Here is a 25,168-nt window from a genome sequence, read left to right as displayed (position 1 = left end):
TTGTTCGCTCGTCTGAATGTCTTTACCAAAATTACACTGTTATTTGTAGCATTGCTTGTCCTGGTTTTGTTTCTGTACACCTATTCGAACCGGGAAAGTGTTCGGGTGATCGAACACGAAATTCAGAACAATACTATGAATCATTTGTCCACTTTTGCCGATTCTGTAGAATCCAATATTTACCAATTATCTCTCTATGGAATGTCCATTGGGCAAGATTCGAGCATACAGGAATATCAGCGGCCGGATTACACAGATGTGCCTTATGAACGTGTCAAAGTTGGAAGCTCTATTCTTGAAAAGATGAATCTGTATAATGCAGCCAGCAAATGGCATTCCACCATCACCCTTTATTTTCCAAGGTTGCAAAAAGTCATTTCTACGGATTATTATGCTTATATCCCGTATGCGGAGGATGAATTTTCCAAGCCACTTTCGAAATCATGGGCATATAAGCATAATCAATTCGAGTGGTACACGACCGATCCAACGACAGCGATTGACACCCCTGGGAAGTCGAGACTGATTACCAAGATCAGCTTTCCAGTACATCATTTGATCAATATGCTGGATCAGAACAAATTGAATAACAAAGGTGACCCCTTTATGTTCCATCCCGAGTTTGGCTTAATTAGCAACAGTAGTGGAAATGGCACATTGACTGCGATTCAGTCCAAGCTGAAAGAGATGTCGTTGCAGGGAAAAGGCGGATTCACCACGACGCTCGACCGCACAGAATACTATGTTTCGTACATAGAGTCAGGCAGTCTGGGATGGTACTATGTAGACTACGTGCCTATGCAGCAAATTCTAGGGCCGATCACAAATAGTCGCAATCTCTTCTACGCTTCCATAGCCGTTCTAATTGCCATGAGTGTTGTTGTGTTGTATGTACTGTATCGAAGTGTGCAGCTTCCATTGCTTCAACTCGTAAAGGGAACGAACCGTTTGTCGACTGGAGATTTCTCCGTTCGTCTGCATCATTCGTCACGTAATGAATTCAGTTTATTGTTTGCACGATTTAACATCATGGCGCAGCGAATTCAGGAGCTGATTGAGAACGTGTACGAAGAACAGCTCCGAAGACGTGAAGCCACTTTGAAGCAGTTGCAATCACAGATTAACCCGCATTTTCTATACAATTGCCTCTTCTACATCAAAAATATGGCAAGGATGAAAAATGAGAAAGCCGTTGTGGCGATGGCGCTGAATTTAGGTGAGTATTATCGATACATCACCAGATCCGAGAATGATCAGGCCACCATTAAAGAAGAGCTGACCATGGTGAAAAATTACCTGGAAATCCAGGCGCTCCGGCTGGAACGCATGCATTTTACCATCGATGTACCGGACGATATGCTACATAAAACGTTACCCCGTTTAAGCTTACAACCTATCGTTGAGAACGCTATCATCCATGGCATTGAACCTCGTACTGAAGACGGTCATATCAACATAACAGGCTATCATACGGATGAAATGTGTACGATCACCGTCGAGGACAGCGGGCTAGGTATGACCGAGAATCAGATGCAAGAGTTGGTCGATAATCTGAACAAACCGCTTGATGGCAACATGGGATGCGGAACTTGGAATGTTCATCAGCGTTTGTCTTTTTTGTATGGTGAAAATGCGGGTCTAAGTTATGAACATACGCCTGGAGGAGGCGTTAAGGTAAGCATTACATGGTACAACAATATCAATGAGTAGGTGAAGTACATGTTACAAATTTTGTTAGTTGATGATGAACGTTCGGTTGTAGAAACGCTGGCGGAAACCATTCCGTGGGAAACCTGTGGAATCGGTACTGTACATGAAGCCTTGTCAGGTGCCGTAGCACTGGAAATTATGGAGAATCATGATATTGATATCGTCATCACGGATATTCGCATGCCGGAAATGTCCGGTATTGAGTTGATTACGGCCATCCACGAAAAATGGTCGCATGTGCAGACGATTTTACTCTCGGGCTTTGCCGACTTCGAATACGCCAAACAAGCGATGGCTCAGGAAAGCTTTGATTATTTGCTGAAGCCTGTAAGTGATGAAGATCTGATCGAAACCGTACAGCGACTCGTTGACCGAATCAAGCAAAAATGGGAAGCGGCGGCCTCCTATCAACGTGCCTTACATGCATTCCAGGATAACTTGCCGTTATTGCAATCTACGATGCTTCATGAATTGCTGACAGGAAAAACCTATGCCTCCTCCGCACTCGCGGACAAGCTGGAATTATTAAATCTGCCCTATTCGGTCGGTGAGGAGCTGGGCATGCTTGTCATTCGAATGGAAGAACATCTATCCGAGATGGCTGACCATGATCTTTCGTTGATGCAGTATGCCATTAGCAACATTATCAGCGAGGTGACGCAGCACCATTTTCATATGTGGCATACGCGGGATGTCCATGATTATCTGGTTGTACTGGTTAGTGTCAAAAAAGGCGGTATGCATAATGTGAGCAAAGAGGAGAACCCTCAAACGTTGCTGGAACATTACGCTGCCCAAATCCAGACAAACGTTCAGTTATATTTAAAAGGGGCTATTTCAATCGCAGTCTCTCACTGGGGCAAGTTCCCTAATGAGATTGGAGAGATTTATGAGAGTGCTGTCAGATCCATGCGGAAGCGTATGGGACATGCTCAGGGCTTGTTCATTACGGCATCAGATGATAAGGATGTACATCCCCTTCCTGCCATCCGCTCTCTGTACAAACCGCCAACCCTAATTAGTCTTCTCGAAGCTGGTCGCTTTGACGATGTGGAACAGAAGATTGAGATCATTTTCGAAGAATTGCTCGAATCGGCCCAACATCATGATATCGCGGAAACAACGATTGAGGTTTATCATGCTTTGGCTGGAGCCTTTGCTTATATCATCCACAAGAACGGAAAACAGATCTCTTCTGTCCTTCCTGCCGAAACGTATAAATACTTTCAGGCTCCAAGCTATGCTACCGCCCAGCAGTTGAAAGACTGGTCGATCCGCACACTTCATTCCATCAGTGAAGACGCAGAACAGGAGCTTAAGGATAATCACAGCACCATCGTTCGCAGTGTCAAAAGCTTTGTGGATTTGCATCTGGCTTCCGATGTTTCCCTACCGGCTATTGCCGATCATGTCCATCTGCACCCGGTGTATCTTTCCAAAGTGTATAAGGCAGAGACTGGAGAAGCGCTGACAGCCTATGTCTATCGGTTACGGATGGAAAAAGCAGCATACTATTTGCGTTCATCCAGCGCCAAGGTATTCGAAATTGCGGAGCTTGTGGGCTACAACAACACGGCGTATTTTATTCGGGTATTCAAAAAGTTTTACGATCTGACACCGCAGGAATATAGAGAGAATCTGCCGGTGTGAAGCAAAAAGGCCTCGCTGGAATGTTTCCAGCAAGGCCTTTTCTTTGTAGTTTTCTACCTGCCTTAGCAGCTTGGTTAGAATGAAATAACGGACAAAATCAAGTTACTTCGCTCGTACTTACTTGCCGCTAGTTACGGATTGATACCACTCATTAACTTCCTTCGTATTTTGATCTCCACCGGAAGAATTCCACTTCTCTACAAACGTATCAAAAGCATCAACCGGAGCTTTACCATAGATGATTTGTGAGAACAGGTCCTTCTCCATTTTGGTTAAGATGTCGTTGTTCATTTGCATGGACATCGTTGGTGCACCTGTGAACATCTGTTTTAATGCGATATCTTTTTGATCCTGAACAATCTTCGCCGCTTCCACCATTGGTGCAGGTACACCAGACTTGAGTTTTTTCTCGAAAGGTGTTGTAGCTTCTTCACCGTTAGCAAACTTCGCAAGCGTAGTCATGTTCAGACTCGGGATACGTGCACCGTCAAACGTTAATGTGTATTTCTCAGGTGCATAACCGCCTGTCACACTAGCATCCGTTGTTACTTTGCCGTCTTTCATTGCCCAGTCGTAGCCTTCAGCGAAGCCGTGTTCGAATTCATCACCTGCTTTTGGATTTGCATAGTGATCAAAGAGATAGTTTTGATATGTGAAAAAGACTTCCGGGTTCTTCATATCTTTGTTAATCAGAATTACACCGTTGTCGTTCGCGGTACCGCGTCTGCCTGCTTTGCCATCAGGTCCAGATGGAATCGGGTAAGCTTTGTACTCCGCTTCCGGATTGTTTTTCTTCACATCTTCGAGCGGCCATGACGGCATCCAGTGAGGTCCGACAACAATTCCTGCTTTACCTGCTGTAAACTCTTCTGCTGCTTTGGTTTCATCATAGACCCCGGCTTCTTCTGGAATGTATCCTTTTTTCATCCAGTCAGCCAGTGTTGCCAAAGCTTGTTTTGCTCCTGGATTTACAGAGCCATACTCCAGTTTGCCTTCTGCGTTCAGATTCCACTGATTTGGCATCGTGCCATAGGCTCCGAAGACCCAACCAGCATCAGACATCCATGTGCTGAGCCAGTTTTTGAATCCGATGGTCAGACCGTAAGTGTCTTTTTTACCATTGCCATCTGGGTCTTTATTCGTAAACGTATCCATGATCACTTCAAGATCAGCCAGCGTTTCGGGCGCTTTCAGATTAAACTTCTTCATCCAATCCTCACGGATCCACATCACTGGATCACTGTTGTAGGAGTAATCCAGAATCGGAATACCAATCCGTTTACCATCCTGCATATACGGATACCATACGGAAGGATCTTCATTCACGGCAGCTTTCCAGGTATCACTTGCGTATTTGTCAAACAATTCTCCAGCATCGACGAATTTGCCCGTTTCAATCAGCTCACGTGCCAGATTGAAGTCACCGCGATACGAGATGATGTCCGGCATTTCTGCATTGGAAGCCAGTGACAGACGAAGCTTCGTTTCAAACGCGTTGTTGGTGGATGGTGACACCCATTGATTTTTCAATTCAATGCCGAGCTTGTCTTTTGCCCATTTCGTGTGTACGTTATTGTCCTGATCTTCACCAGATTTGAATTTGATTTCGGGTCCCCAAGGACGTAAATAAGTAAGTTTTACGGGTGGATCATACTTCCCGTCCTTCAATTCCAGTGCAGTACTCGGTGTGCTCGGTGCAGCCTCTTTACTTGCTCCACTGTTACACCCGCTCAGAACTGCTGTAAGCGCCAACATTCCGGCCAAAGCCAAACCGCCAATCTTTCTTTTCCTGATTGTTCTCAACTTGTGTGTCCCCCTGTATGTAGTGATGTTGTCTACAGAGTCCATCATAATGAATGAACCATATGGATGCCCATACTAATATTGCAACATTTATTGTATTTATTTAGGATATTAAAAAGTGAATACATATGTTGCATTAGTACAATGTCTTACTTCTGTCTCTCTTGTTAATTAGGGGGAGAACACTTCCGGGTAATCACTCTTCCAAGCCCCCATACAGCCAATTAAGCAATACTTAACACATGTGATCACACTGCTGTCCTCATCCGTTTCATATTCAACAGAAATATTGATGTCGGATTTACGCCAAGCCAGATAAGGGCCACTGCCGCCAAGCCATTCACCTTGCTCATAGATATCCGGTTGACCATATGCTTCAATCCATTCGTCAGGTGTTGCATTCATCGTTATGCCTTTGGGCAATTGTCCTGCAAACGGTTTTTTAATTCGATCGTCCGAACCCGGTGCAAGAAAATAAATCGCTCCAATGATCCACTCATCCGCAGGGAGATCATCACGTCCGGTTAACGTATTGATTTTGGGGGAGCGATACACATCAATACGCACAGATGCTTTAACAGACCAGATGATGTCATCCTGAAAAGGACCGTCTGGCTTCGCTATTCTTTTTACACCGAAGGGTTCAAGAAACGTTTGTACCTGCTTAGCATCATATGGTTGACCTAACAGCTCTATAAACTGCTCGGAAGCTTGGTTGTTATTCGTATCATTTTGCTTATTCATGCTCATGGTTCTCCATCCTCTCGAGTGAGATCGATCGATTTTGCCCTTTTCTTTCATCATCTTACGTTTTATTCGTTCTGTAAAGATTGAAAATGAACATAAAAAACAGAGGAGCATGGGATGAGATCCCCTCCTCTGTTTCATGTGGCTATATGGCTACTCCTGAGTAGTCATGAGCTTCTGTTAATTACTTGTATATTTCACCCAATCATATTCGGCATGCAATGGATTAGCACCGTTATATGACCCCAGCCATCCGTCCACGCCAGTTCCATTCCAGATATTCATCATAATTTTACCCGGTGTTTTCGGAATATTCGTTGTAGCCGTATGTTTAAGCACACCGTCGACGTACCACTTAATGTGACCTGGCTGCCAATCAAACGCATACGTGTGGAATCCCTGGGACGCATCAAAACCCAGATTTACGATTTTCTCATGATTTCCAACGCCGTTCGTATAATAATTGAATTGGACTTTCGTTGTGTCTTTGCCCAGGAACTCGATATCAATCTCATCCCATTGTGTGCCATGAGCAGGACCGGTATAGGTGAAAAAAGAAGATACAATTCCTGTATTTTTAGCAGGCTTCATGCTTACTTCATACAGACCATACCCGTAAGTATTCGTTGACCGATATTCACCACAATCAAACTTGTTGTTTGAAGGACTTGTCAGACTCAACCGCAGCTTGCCATCATTCGTAAAATTAGCATTATTTGCCCGCCACGTACAATTGAACATGGAACCGTTGGAATACCCATCCGCCTTCTGCCAGGTACTTGCATTGTGATACGTCAACGGTTCCCAAAACACCCATCCCGCGAAAGCGCTTACCGAAATAAATAATGAAACCACTCCCGATACCATTAATGTCAACCATGTCTTCCTCTTCATCAATACACCTCCACCTTTGATTCCAACCATGTAAACAAATGAACACAACTCCTTTTCGTTCTTATATTCAACAGCAAGTTAATCGATTTAATTATTTTTGTAAAGCGCTTACATTGGTTGGTATTTCCATTTTATATGCTACATAATGGACGAACTATAGCAAAGTTTAAAGAACTCATATTCATTTTTTAAGATTGCTTCCCTTTACCAGGCGAAATGCCTGAAGGCCCATTTTAAATGAACAGGCCTCGTTATTTACTACGTACGACTCGCAATCCCTGATCGGGACCAAGGCCATTCGCATCGAATTTTCCTGGATATGAAATCTCTTCTGTATTTACACTGCTGACCCAGCCGCCTCCCTTGCTGACTCTCCAAGTGTTATCCGGGGTTTCCGGGTGGCTGTGCCAGTCCCAGCACCATTCTCTAACATTACCAGACATATCATAAATGCCTAGTTCATTGGCCTTCTGCTGACCGACTGGCTTGGTTTGATTCCGATTGTTTTCAATGGCAGGCCAGTTCCAATCTCCTGTTAACGGTTTTTCACCGGCATTCATCCAGTACCACGCCACTTCGTCTGGATTGTTGCTTCCGCTATAAGTAAAATTCTCACTCTTTTGTCCGCCACTTGCGGCATATTCCCATTCTTCTGCCGTTGGCAGCCGATATCCATTCGCATCTTCATTGATGGTTACAGTCCATTTGACATTATCGTTTTCATTCTTATTATTCGTATCCATCGTTTCTTTATCAATGATGTAATACGGTTTGAGATTTTCCTTCATGCTACGTGCATTACAGTATTCGATTGCATCGTACCAGCTCACTCTTTCAACGGGCCGGTCTTCACCTTTAAAACCAGAGGGATTGTCTCCCATAACGTCAGCCCATTGTTTCTGGGTTACTTCATATTTGCCGATATAAAAGTCAGACAGTGTGATATCTTTGCCGCTATAACTGGTTTTACTGCTCTTAAATGCTCCACCCTCTACCAATACAAGATCATCGCTCACGGTTGTACTGCCACCTGTCGAACAAGCACTTAATCCAACAACAGTTGCGATGAGCAGAAATACCATCCACTTTCTCATCTGGAAGTCTCCTTTAAAACGGGAATTGAGAGCAAGACAGATCCGTAGATCTGTCTTGCTTGAATCTAGGCTGGAAAAAAACGATAATGACGACTACCAGACAGTCACATTCGAGCTACCGCTACTTTGATATCCTTCAGTTGCCATCACTTGATAGGACCAGCTGTTCCCTAAGTACATTCCTTTGCTCGCCCACGCATTTACGTGATTCTGGAACGTAATTTGGGAGTTCACACCGATTGGACGTTTAGATTGTCTAACACTCCAGTATTGCGGGAATGTTGAATACCCGTCAATAGATGGCTGATTGTATCTCATGGTTGTATAGATGTCATACGTACCACCGTCACTAGTCATCGTGCCTTTGTAAGTTCCTGTCGGGCGGTATGTGCCCCAGTTATCTACCACATAGTATTCAATAAGTGCGTTACGGGTCCAGCCATAGAACGTCAGATAACCATTGCCGGAAGGTGAAAATACACCAGCGTTATAGTTAACCACACGATTAGGTGTGCCGTAAGTCCAACCTTTACCAACAACAAAATTCCCTGTATTTTGCCAATTGACACTGTAATTACCACCCGAACCGTTCACAGCATTAACGTAACCCCCGCCATCCGTCCAGTTCTGCCAGTAATCTGTAGCACCCGTCGTAGCGGCGAATACACCAAAACTCATGGAAGCTGCAAGAACAACGGTCAACAATTTTTTGCCGAATTTGAACATAGGGAAAAACCTCCTGATATTTTATTTTTGTAATTCACTTACCTGAAGAGACGCTGGGAAAAAAGATACAGATCATTTTTCCATACGGGCCAGTCGTGCCCTCCGCTTTCTTCATACCAAATATGAGGTACGCCATGCTGCTTCATATACTCATGAACATCAACACTAATCTGAATCAGATTGTCCTGATCACCACAAGACACCCAGAGCAATGACAGAAGCGATGTCGCTGTAGCGGGATCTGGAACAAGTACTTCCGGCGCTTTAGTGTTCGGCGCTGCTGAAAAAGCACCAACCCATGCAAAATGATCCAGATTACGTAGTCCGATGTTTAAAGACTGTCCTCCACCCATAGACAAGCCAGCAATGGCTCTTTTGTCCCTTGTTTGAGCTACCGGGTAACGGGACTCCATATACGGGATAAGATCCTGAATAAGATCCGATTCAAATTGTTCAAATGCCCGAATTTTCTCAGGATCAAAGAGGTCACCTTCCGCAAGGTCGTTAGCCATTGCACGCCCATTAGGACAAACAACAATCATCGGCTGGATGAGATGATCGGTGTAGAGGTTGTCCAGGATGATGGCAGGAGAACCATAGGTATGCCACTCCTTCTCATCCCCTCCAATTCCGTGCAGCAGATAGAGTACAGGATAGGTAAGCTCCGAAGAAAAGCCTGGCGGCGTATATACCATCGCTCTACGCACGTTGCCAACCGTCTTGGAATCATACTCTATCGTTTCAACTACGCCGCGTGTTATGTTATCACGATACTGGTCAAAACCAGCAGATGCTGAAGCTATCATTGGTCTTACTCCTTTCACGGTTAGCAAAATCCTCTAAACCTCAAATCAAGTTCCCGCTAATCAACGTAACCAAAACCCAGAATGGTGAACTGCTTGTCCTTCTGTCCAGGTGCCATGTCAATCTCAATAACATGTTTCCCCACTTCCTTGTTACTAAATAGAAGCATGGCATGGCAATGAGTCCAGTTCACTTGGTGCGGATCCGCCTCTTTGACAAGTTCACCATCTACTTTAATATGGGCCGTTCCGAAGCTATCACTGTCCGAGTCTTTAAAGATCAGGATGAGCCGGCTGCACCGCAAATGCAGCTCGAAACCTTTGTCACCAGCTGTTTCGCCAGGAACATACATCCAGTTGTTCGGAAAAAGCGGTGTACCATAATCATGATCGTCCATCTCGGTCATCTGGAGCTCTGTGTCTATGAGACTGAAGCTTCCTGATTCAATCTGGCCAATCTGCTCCCCGTTTTTCCGATCCAATAGTTTGACATTCACATAATCATTTCCAATAATCGGTAACTTCGTTAATTCATCTTCTTTCTGATCGAGATTCGTACGATCTGTCACACGAAACAAATTCGCCAGTGCATCCGCCATGATCCGATGTCCCACATTGGTGGGATGATAAATATCATGGAAGTACTGCTCTTTGGTTATTATGCCACCTTCATCTTTCGTCTTCTGAAACTGCTCTACAAGAGCATCCTTCATGCTAACCATAGGCAGATCATAATGAAAGCCTACAGGAGCGAGACGATCCTGAAGATTCCAATCATTTTTAAACACACTGAAAAGCAGGATGACCGCTGGTTCGTTACTAGAAGCAAGCGCTTTCAATACTAAGCTTTCGTAACAGTTTCCACGCGTCTCATCGTCAGCATCGTTTACCGCAAACTCGATAATGACAATGTCCGGTTGCACGCTGCCATCCCGGAGCACATCCTGCTCATAACGAATGACGCCAAGTTGCGAAGGCGTCCCGCCTACACCCGCCTTGATCAGCTTTACTGCACTGCTGTCCATCGAAGCGAACATTTTTTTAAAGTGTTCATAAGAGTGGTAGGCATAACTTTGGAGATGAATCGGTGCTGCACCAGCGCCATGAGTAATCGATCCCCCAATAAAAGCAATGACAACAGGTTCACCACGTCTGGCTTTCTCGATCGCTCTCTTTAATCTGACGTTGTTCCCCAAATTCAGGAGTGATCTGTCGATCATGTCAAGATAAGTCGGAGAGTTATAATCAAATTCAGCCTCAAATGATGAAACGGTAACTCCTACGGGGTCACGTGGTGCATGGGTTCCTTGATTCTCATCTACATCTCCTGAATCGCCAAGCATGTTACATCCTCACCAACCTTCCAGCGAAAATTTACACTCTGAGTATTGCCATGTGAAGAAACCTGGACTTGACTGATGTCGATATCAGGCGGTTCCTTCTCTCCGAGTGTAGCGCTTACATAATTTAACAACAACCTGATAAACTATAGGACTTGCCTAAATATATCATCCGTATCACGAAATGGAAATAGATGGTATAACACACCTATAATTTTCCATGTAAACGCTTTAATTTGAGTAGTATTACGAATGATATACTTTCATATATAAGCATTTTAGAAGGAGGATCTCATGAATATCACAGGAAAAGGCGCTTATGAGACAGGTACATATGTCAATCTTTTTCACAAATCGGGGTATAACGAAGAAGAAATCAACGCAAGGCTGGAACAGACTTGGAATGATCTTTTTTATGGAGATGAACATACACGAATCTACTATCCTGTTGGCGAAGACAAAGCTTATATGTTGGACACGGGTAACGACGATGTTCGTTCCGAAGGTATGTCCTATGGCATGATGATGGCTGTACAGATGAATAAAAAAGAGGAATTTGATCGTCTGTGGAATTATGCTCATACCTATATGCAACATACGGAAGGACGATACAAGGATTATTTTGCATGGCATTGCAAACCGGATGGAACCCGTCTATCTCCGGGGCCTGCTCCTGATGGTGAAGAGTTCTTTGCCATGGCGTTATTTTTTGCCTCGAATCGCTGGGGTGATGGGCCGGCCCCTTATGATTACAGAACTCAAGCTCAGAAGATTCTACATGCTTGTCTGCATCAAGGAGAACAAGGTGAAGGCGATCCCATGTGGGAAGCGAGTAACCGACTAATCAAGTTTATTCCAGAGTTACCTTTCAGCGACCCTTCCTATCATCTTCCTCATTTCTATGAACTGTTTGCCGAATACGCGAATGAAGCAGATCAGACGTTCTGGAAAGAAGCTGCCGAAGCAAGCCGGGTTTATTTGCGTACAGCCTGTCATCCGGTAACCGGGCTTTCGCCTGAATACGCCAATTATGACGGCACTCCTGCTCCGATTCAGCCGCACGGGGATTTCAGGCATTTTTACAGTGATGCCTATCGCGTAGCAGCTAACATTGCCCTAGACTGGGAATGGTTCCGTAAAGATCCGTGGCAAGTGGAACAATCCAATCGGATTCAGGCCTTTTTCAGTGATATCGACGTAGCGGATTATCGCCGGTATACGATCGAGGGTGAGGCTTTTGACGAACCTGCACTACATCCTGTAGGTTTGCTGGCAACCAATGCGATGGCTTCACTGGCAGCAGATGGCCCTCATGCAGATGATTTTGTTCGGTTATTCTGGAACACACCGCTTCGCCAGGGAAAACGTCGTTATTACGATAACTGTCTTTATTTCTTCACCATGCTCGCCTTAAGCGGAAGATATCGGGCATATTAAGACGCAAATACGACAAAAAAGACGGGCCCACCGCATGCTGCGAGTAAGGTCCGTCTTTCCTTTAATTTGTTCTTTTATTTGGATGACACGGATGAAGCATCATACGCAGACTGCATAATTTCCAGATAACGATTCATATTCAACCCTTCCAGTCCTTTCACATACTCATCCCAGTCTTTATCCAAACTCTTTGCTCCTGTAACAAATTGTAACGCATTCTGGTCGATATAATCCTTGATATTGGTTTGCATCATGCTGGTTTCATCCGCAAGGGATGGATCAACCCACAATGCCCAATGCGGGAAAACCTCTTTAGGTTCTTTACCTTCCATCAACAATGTTGCTTCGTACAGGCGACGTTCATACCCATCGTTGGCATAGATATCTGTTCCCTGTACTTCTGCATCGCGATATGCCCGGTGATGATTGTACTGGCTTAATGCAGCCCAGCTGTCATTACGAGGTTCTTCTCCGGATGGAAGCGGAATCGCTTTATAGAGCGGCTGTACCTGATCATTCAGAGCCACTTCTCCCTCTTCCGGTTTGCGCCAGCTTAAGCCTTCTTCGCCCAGATATGAAGCCATAGCTCCTTCTTGGGTATAGAAGTAATCCAGCATTTTTATGGCTGTAATCTGCGTTTGCTCACTGGCTTTGTTGGTCAGTACAAATGTTGCACCAGGATCGACCGGATAGTTGTACGAAGCATATTCAGCATTTGGCCCTTTTAATGGTGGAATCGGATTGTAATCATTGCCGTACGGTGACCCTTCAGCCGTGGTTACGAACAAGGATGGATGCATAGCCGCTCCTGCACCCAGAAGCTGCGCGTCAGCATTGTCTCCAATTTTCTTGAAGGCACCTACATTTTGCGTAAAAGCACCCGGATCAATCAACCCTTCATCATATAAGGATTTGATGTACGTAAGACCTTCTTTCCACTCCGGTTTATTCGCTACCGTTTCAACTTTGCCTTGATTCAGAATGAGGTAATTCCGGTCATCGTCATAGATGAAACCATTCATCAGATAGGGAATAATGTGTACACCAAAGTTCTCCGTAGAACCACTCAGAGGTACTTCATCTGCCTTGCCGTTTCCGTTCGGATCTTTCGTTTTAAACGCTTTCAGCATTTCCCGGAACTCTTCTGTCGTTGTTGGTTCTTTGATATTCAGCTGCTCCATCCATTTGGTATTCACCCACATCTTGTTTGGATACGAACAGTGGAAACACTCATTCAGCCCGGTCAGTCCATAGATTTTACCGTCAGGTGCGGTATTCATTGCTTTGTAGTAATCATTGCTATCGAGCACCTTCTTGATGTTAGGCGCATGCTGATCAATCAGATCATTCAGCGGCAGGATCACACCCTGTTGCCCGAACTTCAACAAGTCAGTCTGTGAGAAACGATCTACCCAAGGGATGAGCAGGTACAGATCCGGATAATCCCCGGAAGCAAGGGATATCTGTCTTTTTTCAGCTGCTCCGTCAAAAGGAACTGTCGTCCAGTTGAACTTGATATTGAACTTTTCCTCCATTTTCTTCGTGAATTTATTGGTTGCGAGGTTCATATCTGATCCTTGGTGCACAAATACATTCATCGGGACTTTCCCGTCCGCATCCACTTCCCCATTGCTCTTATCGGATGACGAGCAGCCTGCTAGTACCAACGTAAGAACCAGCACAGCTATTAATCCAAGCGCACTTATTTTCTTCAATAAAATCCTCTCCCTCATGAAAGTTGTAATTGAACTTATCCTTTAACTGAGCCGATCAACATGCCTTGTACGAAATAACGTTGTACAAAAGGATAGATGATCAGAACCGGTAAGCTGGCCATGACAATCAAGGAGTACTTCATCAGTTCAGCCATTTGCTGTTGTTTGATCATTTCGGAAGCATCCATATTGCCTGAGCTACCTAGAATAAGAATACTTCGTAAAATCAGCTGTAGCGGGTAGAGCGACTGCGATTTCAGATAAATAAGTGCGTCGAAGTAAGCGTTCCATTGACCAACCGCATACATCAGAGACAGCACCGCAATAATGGGTTTGGCAAGCGGCAGGATGACACTGAAGATAAACCGAATGTCACTACAGCCATCGATATCAGCCGCTTCGGATAGCTCATCCGGTATGGAATTTTGAAAGAATGTTCGTGCAATAATGACTTGCCACACCCAGATCGCATTAGGTATCAGAAGCGCCCAGCGTGTATCGATGAGTCCCAGGGATTTAACAACCAGATATGTTGGAATCAAACCACCGGCAAAGAGCATCGTGAACGTGATGAAGATCATCAGCGTACTGCGACCAACAAAGGTCTTTTTAGACAGTGGATAAGCGATCATAATTGTTAATGCTACGCTGATAAATGTGCCACATGCCGTATAAAACAATGAGTTGGCGTATCCCATCAGCACCTGTTCATTTCGCAATACAGCCTTGTATCCTTCGAATGACAGATCAACTGGCCATAGCCAGACTTTGCCTGAAGAAACGGCTGACGGACTGCTGAGTGACGAACTTACGATGTAGATCAAAGGATACAACACAGCAACCAGCACGAGTGACAGAATGATGTAGATTGCCGTAATAAACAAGCGATCCCCAGGCGATTCTCTAATGACAGGGTTTTTGTTGGCTCGTGAACGACCTGCCTGTGATTGTAAATTAGACATCCTTCAAGTCTCCTCCCCTCCGTGTGGTTACCATAAGCTTGTATTGGACAGCCGTTTTGCAGCTGCATTGACGGTTAACAACAAGATGAGATTAATGAGAGAGTTGAACAAACCAACCGCTGTAGCAAAGCTGTAATTGGCGTTTAATAGTCCCATTTTGTAGACATATGTGGAGATGATTTCTGAAGCAGACAGGTTTAACGGGTTTTGCATCAAATATATTTTCTCGAATCCTACCGCCATAATGTTCCCGACGCTCAAAATTAAAATAATGACGGCTGCCGGCAACAAGCCGGGCAAATCCACGTTAATAATCTTCTGCAGTCGATTAGCTCCATCCACTTTGGCCGCCTCATATAATGAAGGGTCAATGCCCGCAAGCGCAGCCAGATAGATGACTGCTGAATATCCCATACTCTGCCATACATCAGAAAAAACATAAATTGAGCGGAACATGTCTGGATTACCAAGGAAATTCACCGATTCAAAGCCAAGTGCACCTGCAATGGTATTGACAATACCGAGCCTCGGCGAGAGGAATAGCATAATGATCGATACCATAACCACCGTGGATATGAAATACGGTGCGTAGGTTACCATCTGCACGGTTTTCTTAAACTTCATGTTTTTGATCTCATTTAAAGCCAGTGCCAGCAAGATCGGGATCGGAAATCCGACGATGAGGCTGTAGAACGAGATGAGAAGCGTATTTTTGATTAAAGTCATAAAAGCGGGATTCTGGAAAAGCAGGTCGAAATACTTGGTGCCAGCCCAAGGGCTACCCCAAATTCCTTTGATGACGTTATAATCCTTAAATGCAAGGACCGTATTCACCATCGGTACATATTTGAAAACGATAAAGTACACCACCGGAGGCAATATGAGCAGATATAACTGCCAATGCCTCCTGAAACTTCTGGCTAGCGCATGCTGTAATGTTGATCGCTTGCGCTCCTTCACACCGGACTTGCTTTCACTTGTTATTGTTGTTCTCAGAATCATCCCCCCAGTCAGTGAACCCTATGGTTGAAGTGAGCGTCACCTTGTTTTGGTAGCGCTTTCTTTGTGCCCATATCATAAGTTCGACCTGAGGGAATCGTAAAGGTACATCTCGGAAATCAGCGTACATTATACGCATAGATACTATATGAGCAGCGTACATTTAGCGACCTAATTATCCATCTTCCGAAATACACTTGGTGAAATGCCGCGTACACGCTTGAATGCTCTGCGGAATGAATGCGCACTGTTATATCCCGTAGAAAGTGCGATTTCATCGATGGTTTGGTCACTTTCCCGAAGCAGTCCAGACGCTGCATTGATCCTCACCCGCTCCACATAATCGGAAAGATTCTCTCCGGTATGCTCTTTGAATAGTTGGGAGATGAATTTTTCGGATTTCCCCATATGCTCGGAGATTCGGTAGATCGTCAAATTCGCGTCGCCATAATGATTTTCAATATAACACGTAATTTCTTGTACGGTATCCGCATGTGTGGATGATCTTTTTCGCAGCACTTCTTTGCACATATCTTCGGTTAAGCGCTTGAATTTACCACGTAATGCGGCAATGGAATCGGTAATCTGGATACTGGTGACACCATTTTTGTATTCTTCTGCAAAGGAATCATCGTGTTTGATTTTGGGCTCATCCAGCTTCAGGTATGTTCCCTTTAACTCCATAATAAATTGTTGTGCCATCTCATAGGAAAGTTCGCGCTCTTCGAAATTGCGTGCAAACAGCTGATCCAAAATACGAAGAGCCTCTTCCAGTTCTCCTGCCTTGATCGTATTCAGCAAGCGCTGTTCTGACTCAATGGGATAATAGTACATTTCATTTTCCTTCAATGTATCTTCAAATCGGACGAGCTCATCTGCTCCCATATGAATCGCATATTCCATGGCCTGTTTGGCTTCATCAAATGAACGGCCTGCATCATTCCAAACTTCGTATGCGGCTCCGGTACCGATTGTTGTTGATATCCGGTATTCCTTATAAATGAGTTCGGTTAATCTGCTGAGTTCAGACTCACAATGACGTATTGCTGTTTCCAGCGGCATCTCGGTTACGGGACATATAAAAGCAATCTGATCTGTGCCCCAGTCCGTCATCAGCAGACCTTCGTTCCATTCTGTCATCGTCTGTCTGATAATTAATTTCGCCACACCAAGCTCCTGAATCGTTTCTTCGCTATCCAGACTCGCATAACCGTTCACCTTGAGCAAACCAGTGATCCCCTGGCTGTTCTCAATGGATAGTTGTGTCTGAGAAGAAATAGCTTCCAGTTCACGAGTAGTATAGAACTCACCCGTAAGCAGACGTTTGATGAATCCATCGCGCAAGAGCGGAATTTGTTCATTCAGCGCGTTCTCCAGCGATTGATTATTGGCGATTAAATGATGAATATGGCTTGCTAGAAAATCATACTCATTACGCCTTTTACCTGAAGGTTCACTGACTTGTTCTCGGAAGGCAGACAACAGTTTGTAGATGGGGGCACTATTTCGATAGGCCAGGATCAGTCCAAAACCTAAACCAAGCGTCAATGTTGCAAGCGTAAAGGCCAATGTCACTTTCTTGATCTGATCCGCATTGGTCATAAGTGCTTTCTCGGGAATACCTGCCATGTAACTCCAGCCGTTTCGATCTGAATGAATGGATATAAGCAGTCGGCCATCTTCAATAGGCTGTACCTCATTCGAATCGTTACCCACATTTTGCGCCAAACGCTGCGCTTCTGCTTCTTCAATACCGCGTGAGAAGATAATTTCGCCGTTCGCATCTCGAACCAAAGTCCAGCCGCCATACTGATCAACGATATGCTGGGTCAGGCTAGCCATCTCATCTTCATCAATTAAAACACCAATGGTAGCCTGTGGTTTATTGAAACTATTCAGCGGCAAGGATTGCAGAAAGGTAATTGCCGGTGCGGTGGTACGCAAGTTGCTGCTTATTTCACGTTTGTAATTCTGAAGTGGAATAATCTCATTAAAGTGTGGCTTTTTCAATATGTTTTCGCTCCACTCTTCGAAGGTCATACCCTCCATTGCATTGGCTGCATAATAATGTTCTGGCCTGTAATAGACCGTATTTGGTGTAATAATGACGTTATAGTTTGGAATGTAAATAAAAAAATGGGATAAGTATTCGTTTGTACTGCTGTACATGGATAAACTTCGCTGCATTTTACCTATGCCATAAACATTGTAGGAATCCAGTGGTTTGGGATCGGCAATCAAACGGTACAGCTCCTGATTAATGGCTAATTGCCTCGTAAACGCTTCGACCTGTAGCAGATTCCGTTCAATGATTTCTTTGCCCAGATTCAGAGACTTCAGACTGTTCTCTATCGAGCTGGCCCTTGCCGCTTCAATGGATGCCCGATAAGAGGCGTATCCGGCGATCTGTGGAATCATTAGAATGATTAGATACGAAATCAAATAACGACGGAACATCGGTGAAAATTTGGACCATAGGAGCTTCAATGTACTCCCCCCTTTTTCTAATCAAGCGCTTACATTTAACGGTGTATGATCATCATTTCATGATACAACGGGCATTTCTGAACAGTGAAGGTACAACTTCTTCCCTATGGTACATTTACACCTGTAGCTATACAATACTTGATTTCTCCAGCGTAATGTGCAACTTCACGAGACAAAGGCAATGAATAACAACCTTTTCAGTCATCCCATTTCGTTGTATCCATACATAGGTACAATAAAAATAACCTTCTCAAGTCATCAGATGACCTGAAAAGGTTATTTGTTGCCACTAATTTCGTGATGGAAATGTTGAGGTTAGTTAATTACTAACCGCTACGAATTTCCACTGTTGGTTCGTTGCGCCCGTGTAGGTGTTCTGTTGAAGTTTGGCTCCATCCGATGTGGAAGCGTTCTCAACTTCAATGGCTTTATTGCTGTTCACATTGATAATGCTGTAGTACCCATTGCCCAGATCATTCACTTTGAAATGCTGTGCCGTTGTATTGAGATTAGCCATAAGTTGCACAGCTTCACCATTGGTCTGTGTACCGTTACGAATGTCAATCACTTTATCAGGTGAATTCACACTCGTCAGCGTGTAGTTGCCCCCACCAATGGAGGTTAGCACCCACTTCTGAGGATTACCGCCCAGATCACTCCATTGTTGTAATTGGAGATTATTCTGATTTTGCCCACCGGGAACATCAATCACTTTATTGGAATGGCGTGCTACAATTTTGTACGTTGCACCAGACACCAGACCTGTAGACGGATTTGTTGGATTGGTTGGAGTACCGCTACCATAATTCTGGGACCGTTCATTGTACCAGTTGAACAAGAAACGTCCCATCGCACTTCGAGATGCATCTCCATCCCACTTCAGTCCTGCGGTTGGATCAGCGAATGAACTGCGTGCTCCCGGTTCGAGGATAAAACCATTCATATGAGCCGCGATACTGACATTGCCTGCTGCATTGAAGATGGTTTTGGTATTCGTCCCAAAACCTTCATTACTACCGTTGAACAGATTCCAGTAAGCTGAATCACCTGGTTTATTTTTGAACCATGTCACTTCCGTGATGTTAATTGGATATTTATCCGCAGCAGCCTTCACATTGGTGTTCCATTGATCTTGCAGAATGTTGAAGTTGTCATAGGCTCCGTACCCTGGATACCAGTGAACCGCATAACCGTAGTTATTCAGAGGGTCCGTCAACGGATGACTTGCTGTCAGGCTGTAGAACTGATTGTAACCCAGACCCGCAGCCCAGATGACGTTGTCTGCACCCTGATTACGAATGGTGGAGATCATGGAATTTTGGAAATTACGCAGGTCATTCCAATGATCCACGAAATCATTTTCTCCGTTGTATCCACCCCAGTGTCCGTTGGCATACGATTTCACCGGCTCATTAATCAGTTCGAAGTGAACATTGTCTGCACTTTTAATCTCTGGACGGGAGGCAAGATAACCCCAGATTTGATTGAACTTCTGCAAGTTGGCAGCTGTCGTAGCCTGATCATCCTTCAAGGTGAAGTCCAAGCCCAGAACGACATATACCCCTTTGGTTTTTGCATACTGGATATAAGGAATGATGACGTTCTGCGTCACAGTCTGCACACCGGCAAAGTTATATGTACCTGCCGCCACATCTCCCATGTCCTGACGGTCAATGAACAGACGCACCTGATTCATTTTCCAGCCATGATTGCTGCCATATTTCGGACTGGTATCTGCAAATGTGTCTGTGATGTCTTTCAGATAGGCCAATGTTGCGGCATGACGATTGTTACCATGAAGGTTGAGGTAATAATTGCTGTCCTGATACGTCCAGTATGCGCCGGAGGGTTGATGCCAGCCATTAAGGAGTACAGGTTGATTGTTGCTGTTGACCAAGTTTTTGCCACTCACTTTTAGTTTCCCCATAGGCATACCTACCCAGGCATCAGCTTGGCTACCGCCCCAGGGAGCAATCGTAATCAGTAATGCCAGAACGAGTAAAAGCTTGCAAGACATCATGAACTTTTTCACTGCTATTCCTCCTGTTTAATTAAATTGGCTTACATTACTGCGATAGGAAGCTACCGTCAAACCTGATATTTAGCAAGATCAAGATTTAACCTCATCTAGACTCGGTTGGCGCGCGCTCCCTTAAGCCATTCCATATCCAATGATAATGCGGGCTGTAACACATAAGATTAGCTGTACGCCATTCGGTGAAACTCACCTCATTGAGGTAAGCTTCCTTGGAATAGTCCTTAATATAATTCTTGGAATCACTCATGAGATATGCCTCCTTTCGTTGGGAATGTTTGAACATGTAATAGCTGTACACTTCTTCGCTCTAAACGGCTATCCTACGATACCTGTACGCTCCACACTTTCCACGAAATATCGTTGCACAAACAAATAAATGATAATTAACGGGAGAATTGCAAGCAGAATACCTGTATCCTGAATCATGCTCAGATAGAACGGATCGGCCTGAGAGGCTGCACCGTCTGTCACCTGTTGAGCGAGATTGTACGGCAACGACGATAACTGTGTTGACATGACTTTACTCGAAGTCAGATATGTTGTTGTGTAGAAGCTGTCGTTCCATTGCCATACGAAGGAAAATAGCATGACGGTGACCATGGATGGAATGGCATTCGGTAGCATGATCCGAGTGAATGTGCGACTGATCCCAGCGCCGTCAACATATGCAGCCTCCTCTACTTCTTTCGGGATGCCTCTGAAAAATTGGCGGAATATGAAGATATACAAACCTGCCTTTAGTGAATTTGCGGTAACGGCTGTCAGAATAAACGGCCAGTACGTATTGAGCAAGTTCACCGGCTTCCCGGAAAACAGCGTCATCAGGCCCATCAGATCAAAGCTTTTCAGATTGAGATATACGGGAATAAGAATGGTTGTTGGCGGAACAAGAATCGTCAGAATGACTCCTGCAAACAGCCAGTTGCTTCCTTTGAACTTCAATCTGGCGAATCCATAACCTGCAAGCGCGCATGAGGCTGTAGTCAACAGTGTTGTTGTAGCGGACAATGCAAACGTATTAAACAGCGTTACCCAGTAATCCATGACACGAATGGCCTGCTTAAAATTGTCGATCGAGAAGTTCTGCGGAATCCATACAACTACTGCCGAATAGAGATCGCCCTTGGCCTTGATCGATGTGGATATTTTTTGGAATATCGGAAATAAAATAACAAAGGAAAGTCCGGTGATCAGAACAAATCGGATGATAGACCACAGCCAACTCTTCCATTGCTCAAGCGATAATAATCGTGATGTCGTCACGCGGAATGCCCTCCTTTCTAATCTTGATAGAAGACTCGTTTTGAGAAAATGATCGATACGATCACTAGAATAATGGCAATGGCTACGAAATACACCCATGCCATCGCGGAGCTAAGACCAAAGTCAAATTTCACAAATCCCGTGTCCCGAATCAATTTGGTCATCGCATTATTCGCAAAGGAATCAATAATTGTATAGATCGCGTTTACAAAAATAAGCGGGCTGACCATCGGAAATGTGATTTTCCAGAAAGCCTCGTATCCTGTCGCCCCTTCCATCTTGGACGCTTCATAGAGCTGCGGGGAGATCGTTTGAATACCGGCCAGGAAGATCAAAATTTGTACACCCGATTGACTGACAATCTGGTAGATTCGATCAACTGCACCACTTAAATACGTAACAATCCATTCGCTTACACCTGCATTAAGCATCAGACCTTCCAGTTCCAATGTGCCAAAAGCACTTCCGCCTGTGCCGTTCTGGTTCACAGCTTCAATTAAACTTGTGCTTTCGAGCGACATAATGACGCCGGATGCCAGAATAACAGGCAAGAAAAAGATCGATCTTGCCACAGCTCGGCCTCTGAATTTCTGATTCAGAATGACTGCAAGAAACAAACTGAAAATGACAATAAGCGGTACATTCACAAGTACATCTGTAATGGACTCAATCAGTGCCCGGTTAAAGCTTGTATTTACGGTAAGTGCCTGAATATAATTGGCGAACCCCGTAAATTGAATCGCTATTCCTTCTGCGTTGGCTTGAATGGTGCTCATGCTGTATCGCAGAGACGCCAGTAGCGGAACGAAGAAAAACAATACAAATCCGATCAGCCACGGAAGTACGTAGATGACACCCCACATTGCTTTTTGCTGAGCATACGTACGACTTCCCCATTTCGATTTCAGGAGTGTCTTCAGAGCTGCTCACCACCAGTCACATAACTTAGGGCTTCAACGGTATGATTCTCTACTTCAACAGAAGAGTCATTGTAATTGACAATTACATATCCTCCGCCTTCATAGGTTGTTCGAAATACACCTTCACTCAAAGATTCATGAGTAATCATTGGACGCCCGGTGAACGACTTGTTTACTTGGCTAACTTCGGTATAAACCTCCGCTGCCAGATCCATCCATTGCTCGTAATTCGCGGCATAGAGATGGTTGTAATCCGTTTCTTTCACCACATGGCCCGGGACATTAAACCAGGCAAAATAAGGGCTCGCTCCATATTCAATCAGCTTCAGCACATACTGTCTTGCATCGGTATACGTGGACAGATTATACGGAGAACCGGTATAAGGAATACGGCCGTGAACGACCAGCTGAAAAAACGGAACTTCTTCATCCTCCAGTTTGAACCGACTACTGCTCATCGGAGCATCCGTAAGGCCTGTAATGTAAGGAAGCGCGTAAGCGTTACCGCCTTCAGCCACAATGGAACCTGCTTGTTGTTTAATTTGATCCAAAGATTTTCGAACCGTATCCAGTGCCTGTGTACGATCAAGCAATTTCTTCGGATTCATATCGCTGTTTAACTGTTCTGCCATATCTTTCAGAGAGATGCCTCCCGCCTGGAGTGGTTCCATGTCCTTCAGCATATCTGTTGTCACATCGTCAATCTCATTCGGTGAGAGGACATAGGAAGCAGATACATCCTTCGTCCGTCGCTCCAAAGCCAGATCCATTGGATAGAGGACCGCTGGTTCCTGTGTTAAAGACCGGGAAGCCTCATTCGATGGACTGAATCCTTTTTTCGATTGCACGTTAAGTACAGCTACATCCGGATAAAATCCGATTCCCGCTTCACTCGTAAAAGCGCTGAAATCTTTCATTCCTTTTTTTCCGCCAATTACTCCGTCCACCTTAATGGAATCCGGCAATCGGTGGTGCAGTCCGCCATTGAACCATCCGGCATAACGCACTTGAATGTTCGACACATTTTTTTCCATCAGCTTCGAAAGAATCTCTTTTCCCTCATCAAACGTCGTCAGAGCCTCCGTGGAATTATAAGGTATGCCGAGCATATGCTGTCTTGTTGTCATGCCTCCGAAAAGCTTGAGATAAAACGGGATCGTAGACTGCTCCTCAGACGATTTCATTTCAGGAAGTCCCCCGGTTTGCACCAGGTACTCCCGGTACAGTGAGGCCAGACCAGAATACGAAGCCTGCTCCTCGCCTACAAAAGCGTAACGAACCACAAAATCAGACGACGTCGGTTTATTCTGGAACTTCGGTAATGTACGAACCATGTCACTGGACTGAAGTGTAATATCACTTTTGTTCACGACATAAAAACTGGGATATACGTTATTGTAGCTGTTCAGCTTCCCACTAATATCTGCATTCACTACAGCCACCGCATCCCCTTCTTCGATAATGCCCAGGAAAGCACCTTCCGGACGAATCACTCCAAAGACAGGCAATCTTGCTTTGCTTTCACTGGAACTGGCTTCACGCAGCTTCATCGTTAAGTCTGGACCGTAAATATCCTGCTGGTAGGATGGGTACTGTAACTTACCATTGTTGAAGTGGATGAGCGCTCCCGAACCATCTGGTACGAGAATCGATCCTTCTTCTTTGGAGCCTCCAGCTCCGAAGTACTCCAGCACAGACAGAGTGTTGATGGGATACTCTTCTGGAAAATGGATACCTGAAGCTGGCACTCGCACTTTAAGCTGCTCTCCGTCCAGTTCATATTCCATTGTGAGCATGAATAGACGTGGCCCGCTTCGTTCCTGCTCAATGCCATGCTCGGTGTGATCTTTGACAAGATCTTCTTCTGTGTATCCGGCGTCTTCGAAAGCTTTCAGTGCACGGGTAAGTTGCAGACCTTGCATAGCTTTGTCAATCCGATTGTATACGCCTTCATCTTTATCTTCTGCATATCCGACTTTCAAGGCCCGTTCGCCGGATTTATCGAGCTTAGCCAGCACATATTGTTCGAAACGCTCTTTGCTGATCTTCACTGGCAGATCTTCAATAGATCGCTCCGTGTTGCCAAATTGATAGTGAACGCGTACCCCGTTCGGTAATGTTTCGTAACTCACTTGTTTATGCCGAACACTGTCCGTGAACGAATTCACCATACTGCTCTGGCCTGAACTGTTGAAAAAGCTCAGTCTGGATTGGGAGGACAGAAGGTCCTTGTTAATTCCGGCTGCAATGCCATCCTTCTCGCGTTCTTCCGGGTTACTGCGCCAGATTTGTCCGCTTTTACTATGGATAACGGCAATTTCAGCAGTCTCCTCGTTGATCAACAACTGCAAAGCGTTGTTTCGGGCGATGCCGATCATACCGGGAATGCGTGTATCACTAAAAGCAGATTTCAGTTTTTCTCCGGGAGGCAGGGAAGGAGTCTCCACTTGACTAACATCTGCTGCCGTCTCGCGAGCCGCCGTAGATGGCGAGAACTGACAACCGCTTAGAAGCAAGCTACTCACCAGCAGTATTCCGGTTATTTTTTTGGCTGCGGCATATTTCATTCTGATTTCCTCC

The 25,168-nt window shown here is 44.9% G+C and carries 19 protein-coding genes; 3 read left to right on the top strand and 16 right to left on the bottom strand.

Features of this window, described 5'->3' with window-relative positions:
• On the top strand, positions 1 to 1,710 hold the full coding sequence (locus MHI38_RS01830; protein ID WP_154889069.1) for a sensor histidine kinase: 1,710 nt from the start codon (positions 1 to 3) through the stop codon (positions 1,708 to 1,710).
• Between the two features lie 9 nt (positions 1,711 to 1,719).
• Positions 1,720 to 3,360: a response regulator gene (locus tag MHI38_RS01825; RefSeq protein ID WP_154889071.1), complete on the top strand. Its 1,641-nt coding sequence runs from the start codon at positions 1,720 to 1,722 to the stop codon at positions 3,358 to 3,360.
• 117 nt (positions 3,361 to 3,477) lie between these two features.
• Here the strand turns inward: MHI38_RS01825 and MHI38_RS01820 are convergent, their stop codons facing one another.
• From MHI38_RS01820 to MHI38_RS01790, 7 genes are all read right to left on the bottom strand, one after another.
• The gene (locus MHI38_RS01820; protein WP_186809677.1) at positions 3,478 to 5,115 is read right to left on the bottom strand and encodes an extracellular solute-binding protein; all 1,638 of its coding nucleotides are present in this window, start codon (positions 5,113 to 5,115) and stop codon (positions 3,478 to 3,480) included.
• Positions 5,116 to 5,334: 219 nt separating this feature from the next.
• A complete protein-coding gene (locus MHI38_RS01815) occupies positions 5,335 to 5,907 on the bottom strand; it encodes a hypothetical protein (protein WP_154889076.1) in 573 nt (190 codons plus the stop codon).
• Between the two features lie 183 nt (positions 5,908 to 6,090).
• On the bottom strand, positions 6,091 to 6,804 hold the full coding sequence (bglS, locus tag MHI38_RS01810; RefSeq protein ID WP_154889078.1) for a beta-glucanase: 714 nt from the start codon (positions 6,802 to 6,804) through the stop codon (positions 6,091 to 6,093).
• 251 nt (positions 6,805 to 7,055) lie between these two features.
• Positions 7,056 to 7,898: a formylglycine-generating enzyme family protein gene (locus tag MHI38_RS01805; protein WP_154889080.1), complete on the bottom strand. Its 843-nt coding sequence runs from the start codon at positions 7,896 to 7,898 to the stop codon at positions 7,056 to 7,058.
• A gap of 93 nt (positions 7,899 to 7,991) precedes the next feature.
• Positions 7,992 to 8,624: a glycoside hydrolase family 11 protein gene (locus MHI38_RS01800; RefSeq protein WP_154889082.1), complete on the bottom strand. Its 633-nt coding sequence runs from the start codon at positions 8,622 to 8,624 to the stop codon at positions 7,992 to 7,994.
• Positions 8,625 to 8,662: 38 nt separating this feature from the next.
• Complete coding sequence (locus tag MHI38_RS01795) at positions 8,663 to 9,430, bottom strand: alpha/beta hydrolase (RefSeq protein ID WP_154889084.1); 768 nt, start codon at positions 9,428 to 9,430, stop codon at positions 8,663 to 8,665.
• Positions 9,431 to 9,486: 56 nt separating this feature from the next.
• Positions 9,487 to 10,770, bottom strand: a complete 1,284-nt coding sequence (locus tag MHI38_RS01790) for an SGNH/GDSL hydrolase family protein (RefSeq protein WP_154889086.1) — start codon at positions 10,768 to 10,770, stop codon at positions 9,487 to 9,489.
• Positions 10,771 to 11,061: 291 nt separating this feature from the next.
• On the opposite strand from MHI38_RS01790, the gene MHI38_RS01785 reads away from it, so the two are divergent.
• Positions 11,062 to 12,204 (top strand): glycosyl hydrolase family 8, encoded by a 1,143-nt coding sequence (locus MHI38_RS01785; RefSeq protein WP_154889088.1) that lies wholly within the window; start codon positions 11,062 to 11,064, stop codon positions 12,202 to 12,204.
• Positions 12,205 to 12,278: 74 nt separating this feature from the next.
• Here MHI38_RS01785 and MHI38_RS01780 read toward each other — a convergent pair whose 3' ends face one another.
• The 9 genes from MHI38_RS01780 to MHI38_RS01740 form a co-directional block, all read right to left on the bottom strand.
• Complete coding sequence (locus MHI38_RS01780) at positions 12,279 to 13,937, bottom strand: ABC transporter substrate-binding protein (protein WP_373323153.1); 1,659 nt, start codon at positions 13,935 to 13,937, stop codon at positions 12,279 to 12,281.
• A 17-nt stretch (positions 13,938 to 13,954) separates the two neighbouring features.
• Positions 13,955 to 14,881, bottom strand: a complete 927-nt coding sequence (locus MHI38_RS01775) for a carbohydrate ABC transporter permease (RefSeq protein WP_090915965.1) — start codon at positions 14,879 to 14,881, stop codon at positions 13,955 to 13,957.
• Positions 14,882 to 14,908: 27 nt separating this feature from the next.
• Positions 14,909 to 15,763: an ABC transporter permease gene (locus MHI38_RS01770; RefSeq protein WP_090916500.1), complete on the bottom strand. Its 855-nt coding sequence runs from the start codon at positions 15,761 to 15,763 to the stop codon at positions 14,909 to 14,911.
• A 288-nt stretch (positions 15,764 to 16,051) separates the two neighbouring features.
• Positions 16,052 to 18,367 (bottom strand): helix-turn-helix domain-containing protein, encoded by a 2,316-nt coding sequence (locus MHI38_RS01765; RefSeq protein WP_186809663.1) that lies wholly within the window; start codon positions 18,365 to 18,367, stop codon positions 16,052 to 16,054.
• Positions 18,368 to 18,686: 319 nt separating this feature from the next.
• Positions 18,687 to 20,399: an RICIN domain-containing protein gene (locus tag MHI38_RS01760; protein WP_090915963.1), complete on the bottom strand. Its 1,713-nt coding sequence runs from the start codon at positions 20,397 to 20,399 to the stop codon at positions 18,687 to 18,689.
• Positions 20,400 to 20,490: 91 nt separating this feature from the next.
• Complete coding sequence (locus MHI38_RS01755) at positions 20,491 to 20,652, bottom strand: hypothetical protein (protein WP_186809664.1); 162 nt, start codon at positions 20,650 to 20,652, stop codon at positions 20,491 to 20,493.
• Between the two features lie 68 nt (positions 20,653 to 20,720).
• The gene (locus MHI38_RS01750; protein ID WP_090915961.1) at positions 20,721 to 21,668 is read right to left on the bottom strand and encodes a carbohydrate ABC transporter permease; all 948 of its coding nucleotides are present in this window, start codon (positions 21,666 to 21,668) and stop codon (positions 20,721 to 20,723) included.
• Positions 21,669 to 21,685: 17 nt separating this feature from the next.
• A complete protein-coding gene (locus MHI38_RS01745) occupies positions 21,686 to 22,531 on the bottom strand; it encodes a carbohydrate ABC transporter permease (RefSeq protein ID WP_090915959.1) in 846 nt (281 codons plus the stop codon).
• Between the two features lie 53 nt (positions 22,532 to 22,584).
• Entirely contained in the window at positions 22,585 to 25,155 is a 2,571-nt protein-coding gene (locus MHI38_RS01740) for a DUF5696 domain-containing protein (protein ID WP_154889092.1), read from the bottom strand.
• Positions 25,156 to 25,168: the final 13 nt, after the last annotated feature.

Origin of the sequence: Paenibacillus sp. FSL K6-1558 (assembly GCF_038002565.1) — a bacterium.
Lineage (GTDB): Bacteria > Bacillota > Bacilli > Paenibacillales > Paenibacillaceae > Paenibacillus > Paenibacillus polysaccharolyticus.
This window is presented reverse-complemented; position numbering and strand designations above follow the sequence as displayed.